Origin of the sequence: Bacillus sp. YP1 (assembly GCF_000877815.1) — a bacterium.
Taxonomy (GTDB): domain Bacteria; phylum Bacillota; class Bacilli; order Bacillales; family Bacillaceae; genus Bacillus; species Bacillus subtilis.
The window spans coordinates 33078-47527 of record NZ_CP010015.1; the positions used below are offsets into that span (position 1 = coordinate 33078).

Genomic DNA, 14450 nt, shown 5'->3' on the forward strand with positions numbered 1-14450 from the left:
TATGATAAAGGAAAACCCCATTTGGAAAGTCCAATGGGGTTTTTATTTTATCAATTTAATATTTATACCTGGGTTTTCATTTAAATCATGCACTGCATTAATAAATTCGTCAGTATTCATAGGTTGAAAATTAAATTTTCCTTTTCCATATTCTTCAGCTGAGTCTGAAACTGCAAGAATGGTGCTACCACCTAATTCTCCTTGTAATGAATCAAACCATTCTATTGATTCAATAATACCCTCAACATAGAACTTCATTACAAACAAGTATACCGTATTCATGATTACATTCATTCTGAGAGCTAATCCTTTAACCGGTATACTTTCTTCCATATCTTTAATTTCATCTTTAACAGTACCCCATTTTTTATAACTTAATAAATAACTTTGACTCATGGTTATATGGTTGCCGTGTTCATTGCTGATTAAATTAGAAATTGGAATCCCGAAATGTTGAGCCAGGTTCCTTAATTTATATAAAAATCTATATTCAAAATAATTATCATATATAACTGATAAAAAGTTATCAAATTCATCTTTGACTTTAGAATCAAAGGTTTTAGACAACGAAGAAGGAATATGATCAATGTACGTCCTAATCATCGATAAGTAATTCATAAATAGTCTATTCGCTTCAAATACAACATAATCTGGACTGCCTATTTCTGACGAGTCTTTATCTTTAATCGTATCTAAAAAATGTTCAAGTTCTTCTCCATTTCTTACAATTAAATTATATAAATTCTTATTATTTATATGCAGCCCAAGGTACTTTCTGTACTGAAAATATTTTTCTTGTTCTTCTTGAGTGAAGTCTCTTTTAATATCAACTTTGTGTTCCCCTTCTTTTATTGTCTTAATGGTACCAATCCTATAATACAAAAATTTTCCCCCTCAATAGGTTATTTTCTCTATATGTTTATTATATCCATCTAACTATTATTCTATAACAAAGAATGACAAAATTCTTGTTCCTTCTCCTAAATTTCAACACAATTTGGGCGTTTTGGGATGGTTGGTGTGAACGGACCTCCTCCAGTTATTCCTGTCGAGACCGATTTTTTTCCCGAAAGGGTAGGCGGCTACTTTTTCAAACCTCGATCCAACTCTCAGAGCAGGCGGCAATCATTTTCAACTCCACCCGAATTTTTCGTGTGTGAATTTTCCTCACTCTTGTTTGATTTCTCCCTACCAATTTACGTTTCACCATTCTCAGATATAAATATATTGCACAACTCAATAATCACGGAGACATTTGAAGCTGAGAGTTTACTCCTTTATCAAATAACTCCAAGGTTATCTCGCCGTTGCAAATACCATTAAGCAATTAATGGTGGTGAAGATTCTTCATCTTCGCTGGGATCGATGGATAGACTAATCAATCGTCATTGATCATCCTTATCATTGACTTGCAGTTGATTAGTAATGTTATCCGTTGTCATGTGCTTTAAGTGTTTGAGCCAATAAGAATTAACTTATAAATCAACACTGGAGAAGAACGTATAGTTGTTTAGATGTGGTCGTAAGAATTCTAAACTTAATCTTCATGGATGCTTACGAATAGCTATGGTCTTTATATATCAATTAATTATTAATGAATATATTAAATAATAAATTAAATAAACATATGAGAAATTACGTAAGTAATTTCGAATAGACAATGCTTTAGCATTGGCATATTAAATTAATTCGCTAATGTGGTTTACGTTTTAATAGAGCCAGATATAATCATACCAATTATCAGACATTTCTAAAGTGGTGTTGTTAGATAACCAATTCAGCAGCACCACTTTCACTCAACTACTACATACATTAATCGGAGGGAGATAGGATGTTTGAAGACTTTATTATTACTAATCACGTAATACAGCGATATGAACAAAGAGTAGGCGAATGCCGTAAGAATATTGAAAGTAGGATTAAGCGTGATGTAAGAAACTTAAATATAAAGCAGATAGTGAATAACGGTAATGTGAGGCATATCTTTACTAGAAATAGTAAGGAATTCATCTTTGTAAAAGAAAGAAATCACTGGATACTTACAACCGTTATTAAACGATCTCGTAATAATAACCATGAAGCTATTGAGAAAAGAAAAAGGATGGCAAAAAGAATGGCTGCATGTGTATAGAGCTAGATTCAAATATCTAGATATTATTTTTGCAATATTCTGTAATCAGTGTGTACGACTCAAAAAAGAAGTGATAATATTATTTCGTTACTCGAAATAACCAAAGGAAAATCGGAGGACTCAACTACTATGATGAAGAAATATGTTGAAATTTTTAAGGAGATTAAAAACGAATCAAGCCGAAAAGGAAAAGAAGAATTACTAAGAAAATACGAAAATGTGGAGGGTTTAAAGGAGATTTTCAAGTTTGTTTACGACCCACTTGTTAAAACGGGTTTAGCAAAAAAGAAGATCGAAAAAGAAGTTTGTTTGCCGACTTATACTCAACTTGAAACCATCTTTGATGCTATGGCTTACGTAATTCTTTACAATACCGGATCTGATCAAATAATCCAATCAATTCAGATCTTTTTAAAGCAACTTAAAACAGAAGAAGAACGGGAACTGGCCAAATCTATATTAACAAAAGATTTGCCGATTGGAATCTCTTCAACTACTTTGAATAAAGTATACGGTAAAGGGTTTATCAGTAAACACAAGGTTATGAAAGGTCAAAAATACAATCCTGAAAAACACCTTACAAAAGGAGAAGAGTTCATTGTCTCACTTAAAGTCGATGGCTTCAGATCAACAACGAAGAACTTGGAAGAAGGCAGCGAATTCATTACAACCACCGGTGCCAAATACGAAGGATTAATTGAACTCGAAGAGTTAATGAAAAAACTTCCGACAGGATTTGTTTATGAAGGAGAACTCGTAAACGTGAATAGAGATAACCTTTCCTCATCGGACTTATTCCGAGCAACTCAAAGTCGTTTGAAGAAACACGGAATTAAAAAAGACGTTAGATTTTTGTTGTTCGACATGATTCCAATTGATGATTATGAAAAAGGTGTTTTTGATGTTCCTTACAAAACTAGACGCTCTTTTTTAGAAGAAACGATCAAGAAGTCTCTGCCGGCAGATTCGTTAATTTCGGTTGTTCCTAAATTCTATGTTGGAAATGACAAAGATGTTATTGATGACTTGTTTCTTGAAGCAATTGGCCGTGGGGAAGAAGGATTAATGATTCATTTATCGGATGGAATATTTGAATTGAAAAAATCTCCTAGCATTCTAAAAGTAAAACCAGAAGAAGAAGCAGATTTACGTTGTTTAGATGTTGTGGAAGACATACGTGGTGGTAAATGTGGATCAATTATTGTTGATTACAAAGGACATCGAGTGGCCGTAGCTGGATTAAAAGAGAAATGGAAAGTTGATTTTTGGAAAGATCCATCCTTGGTGGTTGGGAAGATTGTTGAGATTAAATATTTTCAAGAAAGCAAAAATGAACATGGAGGTTTATCTTTACGGCAGCCTTCATTAAATAGAATTCGCGATGATAAAGATGAAGTGTCTTATTCTTAGATTTATGAGCCTGGCTTTAGGTCGGGCTTTTTTTATTTAAGAGAATCAAATCCTTCACCTTTAGGAGGTGAAGGACTCTCTTCATCTTTTCTCTCTTACGATTTCAGTCGTCCGACCTAAGATAATAGGTGGTTGGTCTGCAGAAAAAAACAGACTAAAAGAGAGAATGATTGAAAGGAATAAATGCAATACTCTGTCCTTTCGACAAGTCAGGAGGGGTAAACTCCTGACTACCATATGACTGGCTTTAAAGATACATTACCAGACGTTAAATTATATAGCAATTTATATGGATTTTATTTTACGTTTTTCTTTTCCGAGATATAAAAATAAAAGATTCCGAGAAAGAGATAAGGGATCAATAAATATTAGGAGAGTGCAAAACCCAATGAAAAAACTAATTGCTGTTTCAGCATTAGGAGTATCGATGCTAATTGCTTCTCCCACGTTTGCTCAAGAAGTGAAACCTGGGGACACAATGTCCAAAATTGCGAGGGAAAATAATATTTCTCTTCAAGAATTGGCCGAAGCTAACCCACAAATCAAAAATCTTTCTTTGATTTATCCGGGACAGGAAATAAACACAAAGGTTGGAGTCAAAGAACATCAATCGGTGGTTTATGAGGGATATAAGCATTTTACTTCAACAGCTTATTCAATGGGTACTGTTACAGCAACAGGAACGAAAGTTCAAGAAGGACGTACAATTGCAGTGGACCCGAATGTAATCCCCTTAGGATCAAAAGTAGAAATCAAATTTCCTAAAGGATATGAACATCTTAATGGTGTTTATACAGCTGAAGATACTGGATCTGCTATTAAAGGGAATAAAATCGATGTGTATTTAAATGCTAATGTCAAGTGTATAGAATTTGGTGTTAGAGATATTCAAGCTAAGATCTTAAAGTAAAGGGAATAATAATAAAGGCTGCCATTTTACTTTCTACCTCGCTATTAATTGTTGTTGAGGAAATCAAAATGGCAGCTTCTTTTTTAATCCTCAGCTAAGCTAGATACTTGGATCCTTCCGTTTTCAAAAATAAATATCGGCTGAACACTTTCATTCATCCCTTTTGTTTCAGAATATGATTCAGAAGGGAATGTTGCCCGATTATTTTTTATCATCCATTCACCCATCCTTTTAAAACCTTCCTTATCAAGGATTAACAAATGGTGATAGTACTTTCCGAGTTCAAATTCTTCAAACGGGCCCAATCCTTGTTCCATAAAATGATCCTCATACTTTTCTTTGAAAAACTTTATTGCTTCTTCAACATTTTTAAATTTAGGAAAGCTTTCGAATTCTTTTCTTGTTATTCTCTTAATCTCCATAATTCACCTCATAATTCCGAGTTTCTTCTATTATATATTATAAATTCATACTCATATATACATCATCAAGATCTTCCTGTGTAATACCTAAGTATTTCTTTGTAATTGCAATACTTGAATGATTCAAAGCTTCCATTATTAAAGCCAAAGAGTATCCTTTTTTATACGCCCAATATCCCCATGTCTTTCTCATGCTATGAGTTGATACCGGTTCTTTAATTCCAATGTAATCTGCAGCTGAAGATAATATATGGGCAGCTTGTTGACGGGAGATGGGTTTATTTCCTTTTCTGCTGAAAAACAAATAGGATTCCTGGTCAAGCTGATATTCTTTCATATATTCTCTAATTGCTTTTTGGAGGTTCTCAGTGATCGGAAATCTTTTATACTTTCCTGTCTTTTCTTCATGAAGATAAATGAATTCTTTCGGCTTCCTTCCATCCCAAATATCTCCAACCTTCAATTTAAGAATATCACTAATTCTGAGGGCAGAACTTATTCCAACCATGAACATTAAGTAATCTCTTTTGCTCTTTTCTCTCAAATACATTTTTAGTAATTCCAGTTGTTTTTTGTCTCTAATGGGACTAACCATATTCAAAATGATCACCTTCTAACCAATATGACATATTATAAGATAATTATATGTTATGTAAAATTCAAAAACAATGAAAAGTCGACATCTCTTATAAACATTGATATGAAGGGATTTAATACTTTACATAATGTTATTGTGTAAGATTCGCAGACTTATAAATTCTACCTTCCATTAATTTACATATGGAAAATTACGGATATAATCGTTATATAACTTCGAACATTAAATTAATTCAAAATAAATAGAACAAATTTATGGAGGAACAAATATATGAGTTTTACATCACAGAGAAACTTTAAAGGGAGATTAGATGGAACGACAGTTCATGAAATTAACAAAAAAATTGATTTTGAAAAAACAACATTAGAGGAACGGAAAAAAGTTGTGGAAGAGATCCTAAATGAGACTAATTTCTATTCCGAGTATTTTGATGGTTATTTTAAAACAGGGATTACAACCAAAGACTTTTTATCCCATCAAAACAATGTTTGCAAATCACTAGATCGTATGGCCACATATTTATTAACCAGTGATGAAATTAAGAAAGAAGAAGAACAAGAGAAAACGGAGTACATTTTTTATTCAGATGAACGGTACTTTCAAAAGAAAGTTGAGAAAGAACAATCTATAGAATCATTGACGAACTCAGATAGCAATGATTTTTCCGAGAATGTTATTCACTTCTTGAAAAAAGAAGAAAGAAACAAAATTCTGCTTAGACCTCAATCGATTACAGCTTCAGATCTCGAAAGAGATGATTGGTTGGGGGAAATTTTAAGAAGTTATAAGCCATTCTATGATTTCGTAACACAAAAACTGAAGAATAAAGAAGGGAACCGGTTCATTTTATCTCGCATTAAAGGTCAGCTGCAGCACGATATGATTTATTCTAAAGATACATTGTTAGGCGTGTTCGGTTATAACCTTAAATACTTCTCCCAGAGTACAGAATACGATATTGATGTGTTTGACTTCACAAATCCTCTTCACTTAAAAGGTGATGTAGTTGAAACGGAATCGGGAAAAACCATCTCAGCTAAAGGATTATTATTCTTAAAACCAGATTTTGATCCAAATGATGATTTTAGCTTCATCTTATTAGACTTAAAATCGACAATCGAAAAAGCTAAACTCACTGACTTCGAAAAAGAAGTCTTAAGACAAACCCAAAATGGATTAACTCAAGAAGAAATAGCTGCGAATTTTAACACATATCAAATGAAAATATCTCGAACAATCGATCGTATTGTTAAGAAGGTCGCTGCAGTTGGAGATAAATACGATTCAGAAGAAACAGAGGTCTAAGGATCTCTGTATTTTTCGTTTGAATCAGAAAATATTGAGAACAGGAGACTGAATCTATGTTTAAGTATGGACTTGAAGCAGAATGTCATAATGCTGTTATAAAAGGCAAAGATGGCAAAGGGCACATTGATTTTTATTTGGCCAAGTACGTTACATTTAAACTCATCGAAAGAGATCCATTTATTAAACCAATTGAAATCCTAAATTTTATTTGGAAGCATTACTATCCAGGAGAGATTACCCGATTTCTCAATAACGCAACAAAACACTATGGAGATAGGGGCGAAGTAGAAAGGAATTACATCAAGTATTTCTTTCAAAGAATAGGACGGCCGATTTTTCAAGAGATTGTCGTTAGAAACCTCGTCAACAGCTGCCTAATGTTTTGGTTTGAAATTCCCTCATCAAAAGAAGATCGTAATTCGAAAATTGATGGAACGGTTCTTCATTTAAAAGACTCCAACATTTCTATTCCACTTCAAATTAAAAATCACAGACATATGGATTCTAAAGATCAGAAAGAAAAGCAAGAACAAATTAAGTGTTACGGTAGACCAGCTGAATACCTAGAGGTCCATTTCTTTAATGATGATATGGTCAATGGAGAATTATATTGGATCGAAGGAGACCTAAAAGTTCTATTTACAAACAGAGGTCTTGATAAAACGTCGGTACAGTCCTTTGAAACAAAAATATTAAAAGAAATGGCCAAAAAAGCTGAAAATCAATTTACGTTTTCAAAGGCACAGATATAATAACAAAAATTACCGTGAGGTGATAATAAGTGAGCACACCAGGTTACGAAGCTTTAACCAGGAAGGTTAAGAGTTTTCGTGAGAATCTATCGACTCGAACTAAAAATGATAAGACCTGGCTCTTATATGAATCAGTAAATGAATTAAGTGAAGAAGACCTTAAAGACCTTGGTTTAACGATTGTTGATCTGGCTGAAATAGTCAGCAATGAAATAGATCAAAACCCCTTTACATTAAAGAAAGAACATTTAGTACATTGAGGAGAATGATCATGAAAGAAGAAAAAGGTTTAGACTATGCCAAATCTCAAGTTGAAGAGTTTCACCGAGCATTCCATCACCCAATCTCAGAAAAACCAACATCTATTCCTGAAGATGTTGCTTTGGCCAGAACCATCTGGACGGCTGAAGAGTTAGTTGAATTCTTATATGCAACAGCAGGTGGAAACAAAACAAAATTTTATGGGTTGGTAACAGAGTTAATCCGGGGAATTACTGCTGCAGAATCTAAAGTGATTAAGAAAGGTCCGGTTGAGGATATTCTTGTTGACCAAATGGATGCATTAACTGATGTTAATTACTTTGTTCAAGGATCATTTGTCGTTGCTGGAGTTAAACCACAACCACTCTTTGATATTGTTCAAGACGCAAACATGGCCAAGTTATTTCCGGATGGTAAACCGAGATATGACTTAGGCAATAGTGGAAAGATACTTAAACCGGAAGGTTGGCAACAACCTGAACCAAAGATCAAAGCAGAAATTGAAAATCAAATCAAAAAATCGGAGGAACACTAATATTATGCAGAAGGTAAATTTCAAAAACTTGACTACTACTGAATTAAACGAATTTATTTCCAAAGCAGCAGAAGAACTCACTAAGAGAGCTAATAAGTCACCTAGAGTTATTACTGCTAGAAAGAAAGTTATTGAAGATGCTAAGTCAGACCTTGAAAACTTAAAAGATTCCACTATGTGCGATGGATATGAAGTTGGATCTTATGCTACTGTTCCTGAATACCACATCAATAGAAAAAAACGTGTCGTAACAGTTCTATTAAAAGGTTATAGGTCTGGAAGAATTTACGCAAAAGGTATTGCTAAATGCGATCCGAGAGATACCTTTAATGAGCATATTGGTAAAGCGATCGCTTTATACCGGGCTTTATCTAAAAAAGTTCCTACAAAGTACTTAACAGTTGAAAATCCTGTGGAACCAGAGATTGGAGATATTATTCTCACATCTTATCCGGAATTCGAAAATGAAAGAATTAGAGTTGTGAAAAGCATGAGTGAAGCGATGGCTGATGATGCAGCGATGTTAAGATCACCGGTTGTTAAGAATTTTACGTTTATCGTTGACGATTCAAAATCAGCATAATAGGTCGCTTAGGCGGCCTCATTACTTGGAGGAATACAAATGAAACTTAAATATGTTAAATCCTTATTGGCAGTAGTCGTTACTTTCGGTTTACTGTTGCCACCTACAATATCAGAAGCAGCTGGCTTTAGTGGTGGAAGTGCTAGGGTTTCTTCATCATTTTCTTCATCTAAATCCAGCTTCAGTAGTGGTAGTCGGAGTTCTGGATCATCATATAGTGGAAGTTATAAATCCGGTTATTCTAAACCAAGTTCTAGCTCGAGCTCAGGATCAAGCTCAGGATCAAGCTCAAGTTCGAGGAAATCTAGCTTTAGTTCTAGCTTTAAATCATTCTTTGGTGGATCATCTAAAAAATCTACAAAGTCGGATAAATCAAAATCCAAATCAATTTCTTTAACAAAAAAATCTTCAAATAAAACAAAATCAACACTATCTAAGAAGAGTTCTGTTAAAAAATCATCAGGGTCGTTCTCAGGCGCTACATCAAAGGTAAAAGGAAAAACCTATAGTGGAAGAACCACAAAAGCTTATGTTGGTGGCAGAACCGTTTCTGTTAATCATTACTACAATGCAGGATTTTCTCCTTCAGGTTGGTTTGGATATTATAACGGTTTTACGATGGGAATGTTCATGACAAGCATGATGCACCCCTGGGGTTACACCTATCATCCAGTCGGAGGACCAGGTTATGTTTCCTATGGAGCTTCACCTATTGCCTGGATCGTTGATGTCATCGCTTTGATCATTATTTTAATCATTGTCATTGCTATCATCCGTGCTTACAAATCATCTAAGACTTACAAAAGGAGATTTTGATTATGAGATTAATATTAAATGAGCAAGAAATTGTAGATGGAATTTGTGTTTTTATTTCAAATGACGCAGCCACTTCTCCAGAAGATGTTGAAATAAAAGAACTAACATATAACAATCACAAAGGGTTTATTGCTGAGGTTCGTTATGGACCTTTAAGAAGACAATTTCTTGGAACAACTCAGATCTCGGAAGGCATTATTCAGTTCTTAGAGGAATACCACAACTTCAATCCAGATTTGACGGTTGTAGAGTTGAAATACGATGAAAAATTAGGATTTCATGCTGAAGTCTTGGTAAACGAAGGAGAAGATCAATGCTTTCATTTATTATAACGTTTATTTGCTTCTTTTTATCCTATGGTATTGGATATTTAGACGGAAAATCAGAGGATTAAAGCTAAATTCAGATATAAAATTCAGATTTTATGCTAATTAAAGGGCTCAATAGGAGCTCTTTTTTAGTTGCTCAACTACTATAGATAACGAATCGGAGGAATTAATATGTCTTATTGGGATAGCTATACTGACGTTGAAGTACTTATCGGAAAAACTCTTACTAAAATTGAACAAAAGGGTGTGGGAGAATTAATCTTTCATACCTCGGATGGAGAATCTTATATAATGTATCATGAGCAAGACTGCTGCGAATCAGTCTATTTAGAAGAGATTATTGGTGATTTAGATGATTTAATTGGATCTCCAATAACAATGGCTGAAGAAATTTCTCAAGTTGGTGAATCTGATTGGGGATCAGCAACATGGACCTTCTATAAATTTGCTACAATCAATGGTTATGTAACTCTAAGATGGTTAGGTGAATCTAACGGATATTATTCTGAATCAGTTGATTTCAGAAAGCTGTAAGGGAACTCGAAAGAGTTCTCTTTTTTTGTTTACGTATTCGGTCGATTAGATATAAATACAAAAAATAAATCTGGGGTTAGATATTATTTTAAAAAATAAATAATTTATTATTTATTTTTTGATTTACGTTTCTAAAATCCAAGATATAAAAGATATGTAATAAAAATCACTCACAAATCGGAGGAAATTCTTATGTTAAATGAAATCGAAAAACTCTACGCTTATCTTCAATTTCGCCAAGCTGGTATGGATCAAGATGAAGCTATGCAAGCTATCGGTGATTTAGAATTTCTTATTCTTATGGATCAACTTAAATCAATTCTTGATGAAGTTCAGGAAGAAGTTACAGAGGAATCTGAAGCATCAGAAATTGAAAATCTATTGAAGGAAATTTTCTCGTAACTCATGGGAGTCTTATAAAATAAATAACTCAACTACTATAAAATCGGAGGAAAATTACATGGAAAATAAAGAATTAAGACAACTTCAAAATAATGTTCAAGTAATCGGCACCCTTAAATCAAAAGATTTAGAGGTCAAAACAAGTAAAAAAGGCAATAAGTATATGTCTGGTAACCTGGTTGTTCTTTCAAAATTTGATAACCATGTTCAGGAAATCAAAATTTCAGTGTTTATGATGGAATCATCAAAACTCTTTAAAGGCATTGAAACTGTAAAAAATGAATACAAAACTATTGAAGATGATGGGGCAGATGCAGCCGATCGAATTGAAGTTAATGGAGAACTTACATTAAATGAATACTACAATGCACAGGGAAACCTTGTTCAGTTTAACCAAGTTAAAGGAATCTTCTTTAACCGTTTAGATGAAACAAATGATCGACCAGATAAAGCAATTGCAACGATTGATACAGTTGTTCAAGGATTTGAACCAGTTATTAAGAATGACCTTCCAACTGGAGAATACAAAGTTAAAGGTTTCACTGTTGGTTGGGGAAATGAAGTTATTGAACTTAAAAATACGATTGTTGGTCCAGAACTTGCTGAAGCATTTATGGATTTATACCCTGCAGGTTCTACTGGTCAATTAAACTTCAAGATTAATAACTATGCTGTTGTGGACGAAGTTAAAGAATCAGAAAGCCAAGTTTCACATGGCTTTGGATCTACTGAAAAAGCAGAAGTTCGTCAGGTAACGAACTATGTAAACAATATTGAAGTAATCGGTGGAGAAATTCCTTACTTTGGTGATAAAGCTTATACAGAAGAAGAAATTGAAACAGCTCTTCAAATCCGCAAACTTAAGCTTCAGGAGCTTTCTCAACCAGCTGAAGATACACCACCAAGTGGTTTTGGTTCGAACGGAAATGATCTTCCTCCTGGATCTCTGCCAACTGGAATGGAACCACCACAAGATGATAACCCATTTAGTGATGCTCCAAATACAGATGATATGCCAGATTTTTAATATTTTAATCAGGCCAATGAGAAGAAATTCTCGTTGGCTTCTCTTTGAACAAATATGAGACGAGGTTGATAAAAATGAAACTATACTTAGCTAACGGTTTATTTGGAATCGCAGACCGAAATTTTAACGATACATTAGCAGCAAAAATCAGAGAAGAAATCCCTGAACTTGAGGTATATCTCCCACAAGAGAATGTTGTTGTTAATGATAAAAAAGCAAGTGCAACAAGTACACAAATCGCCGATGCTGATACAGAACACCTCCTATCAAGTGATATTTTAGTTGCCGTTTTAGATGGGGTAGAAATTGATTCTGGTGTTGCTGCAGAGATTGGAATTTTCTCAACAACTGGACGACCTATCCTTGGTTTGTATACTGATGTTCGGCAGTTAGGAAATGACAATGCTAAAAAGGTTCTAACATTAGTTGATGATATTACCGAAAACCAATTCCAATATCGTAATCTTTATGTTATTGGCTTGATCAAGAAAACAAATGGTGGAATATTCTCTACTGTAGATGATTTAGTAGCTGCTTTAAAAAAGAAAACTGATGAATTAAAAAAATCAGTTGAAAAAGAGGTGGCTCCCCAATGATAAACTTTCTATTGAATTGGCTGCCAGTACTAGGAACGGTGTTCCTGACAATTTGTTACCTACCTCAAATAAGAAAAACGTATGTAATAAAAGACGTAAATGGTATGAGCGTATTATTCTGGCTTTCTCTAAATGTCGCTTTGATCTTTATGCTCGTTAATGCCATTATGATCTTTATCAAGTTCGGTACATGGGGGACTATGATTACTGAAGCCTTAAATGAAGCTCTTGCTTTAATTATGTTGATCATGGTTCTGAAATATAGAAAAAACTCTTCATATGTTGTTCCCCAGGCATTAATTACAGCTGAATGGTTAAAGCAAAAGTTTAATGAAGAAAACGACAAGAGACAAGGATAATTCCTTGTTTCTTTTTTGTGCTTTAATTTACGTTTTTCACTATCCAGATAGAATACAAAAGGACTTGAAAGAAGACGGAGGTTAATAGATGAAAAATTCTTATAAAGTTGGTGATAAAGCAATTATAATCAGACAATTTTGTGGCCATGAATTTGAGATAGGTGAGATTGTTACCATCTTACATGATGCTGGTCATTCTGATTTTTTCCAAGCAAGTGATGGGAAAAATACCTGGTACGTTTCAATCAACGAGCTTTATCCATATGAATTGATAAAGAAAAAATACAGGAAGAATAAAAAAACACCGGCAAAATTTATTAATTAATTTACGTTTTCCAAGCACCAGATATAAATAAAAAGTAATCACATTAAACAAATCGGAGGAACTCAACTATGGCAATTAACTTATTAAATTTAGAGCCGATTAAGGCAAGTACGGATTTAGCATCCTACACTTCATTTATTTATGGTGTTCCTAAAATCGGTAAAACATCTTTTGTTCATAAGCTCTATGGAGATCGAGTTTTATTTATCGCCACAGAAAAACGGCATAAAGTGCTTGTTGGTGCCAATGTTCAGTACGTTTCAAACTGGATTGAATATCTTCAAGTTTTAGCTCAGCTGCAGAACAAAAAAATTAAAGAACGATACGATGTTGTTTGCATTGATACGGTAGAAAACCTTTACGCAATGCTTGAAACATATATCCTTTCAAAGTATGACAAAACAGAGTTCGGCCAGGTTGAATGGGGAAAAGACTGGGTTGATCTTAAAAATGATTGGAAGAAAAATCTTCAGCAAATTGAACGACTAGGCTACACTCCTGTGTTTATTGCTCACGCAACTCAAGTCACAACTAAGATTCCTGTTTCAGGTGTCCTTCAAGAACAGGTAAACGACACTATGACTCTTGTAACTGATAAAAAGACCAAAGAACAATACTATCAATTTGAAAAGTATGTTCCAGATCTAAAAGATAAAGTCATGGCTCCAATCAACAAAATGGTTGATAACATCTTGTTCATGACAGTTACAACTGATGAACACATGAATGAACATCGTGTAATACATCTTCGAGAAACACTTCAATGGCAAGCCGGTTCAACATTTGAAGGTATTGCTCCAGTAATTCCTTTGGATGCTGAAGCATATAAAAAAGCCGTTACTGATGCAATTAATCTAATTGATCCTTCTCAATTGAAAGAAGAAAAAGAATCAGTTGGATTACAAGAAGAACAGCTGGATTATGATGCTCTGATGCAAGAAGCTCGTGAGCTTGGTGTTCAGTTCCATAAAGCAAATCGTATGGATGAAGTTAATAGAATTGTAGATGAAGTATTTGGAGCCGGCAATAAGTTAACCGATGCTTCCAAAGAACAAGTTCAGCCGTTATTCGTTGCAATTCAAAAAATGAAAGAAATTCTTTAATAATTGGCGAGGGGATGATTATGTCGTCCTCTCTTGCTTTAACTCAACT

At 34.0% G+C, this 14450-nt stretch carries 20 protein-coding genes; 17 read left to right on the forward strand and 3 right to left on the reverse strand.

The genetic code is table 11. The features are described 5' to 3' along the window. Positions 1-42 precede the first annotated feature (42 nt). Positions 43-882: a hypothetical protein gene (locus QF06_RS20400; RefSeq protein ID WP_009968507.1), complete on the reverse strand. Its 840-nt coding sequence runs from the start codon at positions 880-882 to the stop codon at positions 43-45. A gap of 949 nt (positions 883-1831) precedes the next feature. On the opposite strand from QF06_RS20400, the gene QF06_RS20405 reads away from it, so the two are divergent. From QF06_RS20405 to QF06_RS20715, 3 genes are all read left to right on the forward strand, one after another. After that, positions 1832-2131: a hypothetical protein gene (locus QF06_RS20405; RefSeq protein WP_043940296.1), complete on the forward strand. Its 300-nt coding sequence runs from the start codon at positions 1832-1834 to the stop codon at positions 2129-2131. Between the two features lie 129 nt (positions 2132-2260). Continuing rightward, a complete protein-coding gene (locus QF06_RS20410) occupies positions 2261-3541 on the forward strand; it encodes an ATP-dependent DNA ligase (RefSeq protein WP_043940297.1) in 1281 nt (426 codons plus the stop codon). Between the two features lie 388 nt (positions 3542-3929). After that, positions 3930-4451: a 3D domain-containing protein gene (locus QF06_RS20715; RefSeq protein WP_052500196.1), complete on the forward strand. Its 522-nt coding sequence runs from the start codon at positions 3930-3932 to the stop codon at positions 4449-4451. Between the two features lie 83 nt (positions 4452-4534). Here QF06_RS20715 and QF06_RS20420 read toward each other — a convergent pair whose 3' ends face one another. Both QF06_RS20420 and QF06_RS20425 read right to left on the reverse strand, forming a co-directional pair. Then, the gene (locus QF06_RS20420) at positions 4535-4873 is read right to left on the reverse strand and encodes a hypothetical protein (RefSeq protein ID WP_043940298.1); all 339 of its coding nucleotides are present in this window, start codon (positions 4871-4873) and stop codon (positions 4535-4537) included. Between the two features lie 37 nt (positions 4874-4910). Further along, positions 4911-5474 carry a site-specific integrase gene (locus tag QF06_RS20425; protein ID WP_013603294.1) on the reverse strand — a complete coding sequence of 188 codons (564 nt, stop codon included), beginning with the start codon at positions 5472-5474 and terminating at the stop codon, positions 4911-4913. Positions 5475-5741: 267 nt separating this feature from the next. On the opposite strand from QF06_RS20425, the gene QF06_RS20430 reads away from it, so the two are divergent. From QF06_RS20430 to QF06_RS20495, 14 genes are all read left to right on the forward strand, one after another. After that, entirely contained in the window at positions 5742-6776 is a 1035-nt protein-coding gene (locus QF06_RS20430; RefSeq protein WP_043940300.1) for a helix-turn-helix domain-containing protein, read from the forward strand. Positions 6777-6832: 56 nt separating this feature from the next. Further along, positions 6833-7531, forward strand: coding sequence for a hypothetical protein (locus QF06_RS20435; protein WP_043940301.1), 699 nt, complete (start codon positions 6833-6835; stop codon positions 7529-7531). A gap of 29 nt (positions 7532-7560) precedes the next feature. Then, positions 7561-7791, forward strand: a complete 231-nt coding sequence (locus tag QF06_RS20440) for a hypothetical protein (protein WP_043940302.1) — start codon at positions 7561-7563, stop codon at positions 7789-7791. Positions 7792-7802: 11 nt separating this feature from the next. Then, positions 7803-8327, forward strand: coding sequence for a pyrophosphohydrolase domain-containing protein (locus tag QF06_RS20445; protein WP_043940303.1), 525 nt, complete (start codon positions 7803-7805; stop codon positions 8325-8327). 4 nt (positions 8328-8331) lie between these two features. Next, the gene (locus QF06_RS20450) at positions 8332-8910 is read left to right on the forward strand and encodes a hypothetical protein (RefSeq protein ID WP_043940304.1); all 579 of its coding nucleotides are present in this window, start codon (positions 8332-8334) and stop codon (positions 8908-8910) included. A gap of 39 nt (positions 8911-8949) precedes the next feature. After that, entirely contained in the window at positions 8950-9726 is a 777-nt protein-coding gene (locus QF06_RS20455) for a hypothetical protein (protein ID WP_043940305.1), read from the forward strand. A gap of 2 nt (positions 9727-9728) precedes the next feature. After that, on the forward strand, positions 9729-10058 hold the full coding sequence (locus tag QF06_RS20460) for a DUF2653 family protein (RefSeq protein ID WP_043940306.1): 330 nt from the start codon (positions 9729-9731) through the stop codon (positions 10056-10058). Between the two features lie 168 nt (positions 10059-10226). After that, positions 10227-10589, forward strand: coding sequence for a DUF7448 domain-containing protein (locus QF06_RS20465; protein ID WP_043940307.1), 363 nt, complete (start codon positions 10227-10229; stop codon positions 10587-10589). Between the two features lie 192 nt (positions 10590-10781). Then, a complete protein-coding gene (locus QF06_RS20470) occupies positions 10782-10991 on the forward strand; it encodes a hypothetical protein (RefSeq protein ID WP_043940308.1) in 210 nt (69 codons plus the stop codon). Between the two features lie 58 nt (positions 10992-11049). After that, positions 11050-12018 carry a hypothetical protein gene (locus tag QF06_RS22220; RefSeq protein ID WP_052500197.1) on the forward strand — a complete coding sequence of 323 codons (969 nt, stop codon included), beginning with the start codon at positions 11050-11052 and terminating at the stop codon, positions 12016-12018. Positions 12019-12092: 74 nt separating this feature from the next. Further along, the gene (locus QF06_RS20480; protein ID WP_043940309.1) at positions 12093-12614 is read left to right on the forward strand and encodes a nucleoside 2-deoxyribosyltransferase; all 522 of its coding nucleotides are present in this window, start codon (positions 12093-12095) and stop codon (positions 12612-12614) included. Further along, positions 12611-12973 (forward strand): PQ-loop domain-containing transporter, encoded by a 363-nt coding sequence (locus QF06_RS20485; protein WP_013603306.1) that lies wholly within the window; start codon positions 12611-12613, stop codon positions 12971-12973. The genes QF06_RS20480 and QF06_RS20485 overlap by 4 nt, the downstream gene beginning before the upstream one ends. Before the next feature lie 88 nt (positions 12974-13061). After that, complete coding sequence (locus QF06_RS20490; RefSeq protein WP_043940310.1) at positions 13062-13298, forward strand: hypothetical protein; 237 nt, start codon at positions 13062-13064, stop codon at positions 13296-13298. Positions 13299-13366: 68 nt separating this feature from the next. After that, the gene (locus QF06_RS20495) at positions 13367-14401 is read left to right on the forward strand and encodes an AAA family ATPase (protein ID WP_009968592.1); all 1035 of its coding nucleotides are present in this window, start codon (positions 13367-13369) and stop codon (positions 14399-14401) included. Positions 14402-14450: the final 49 nt, after the last annotated feature.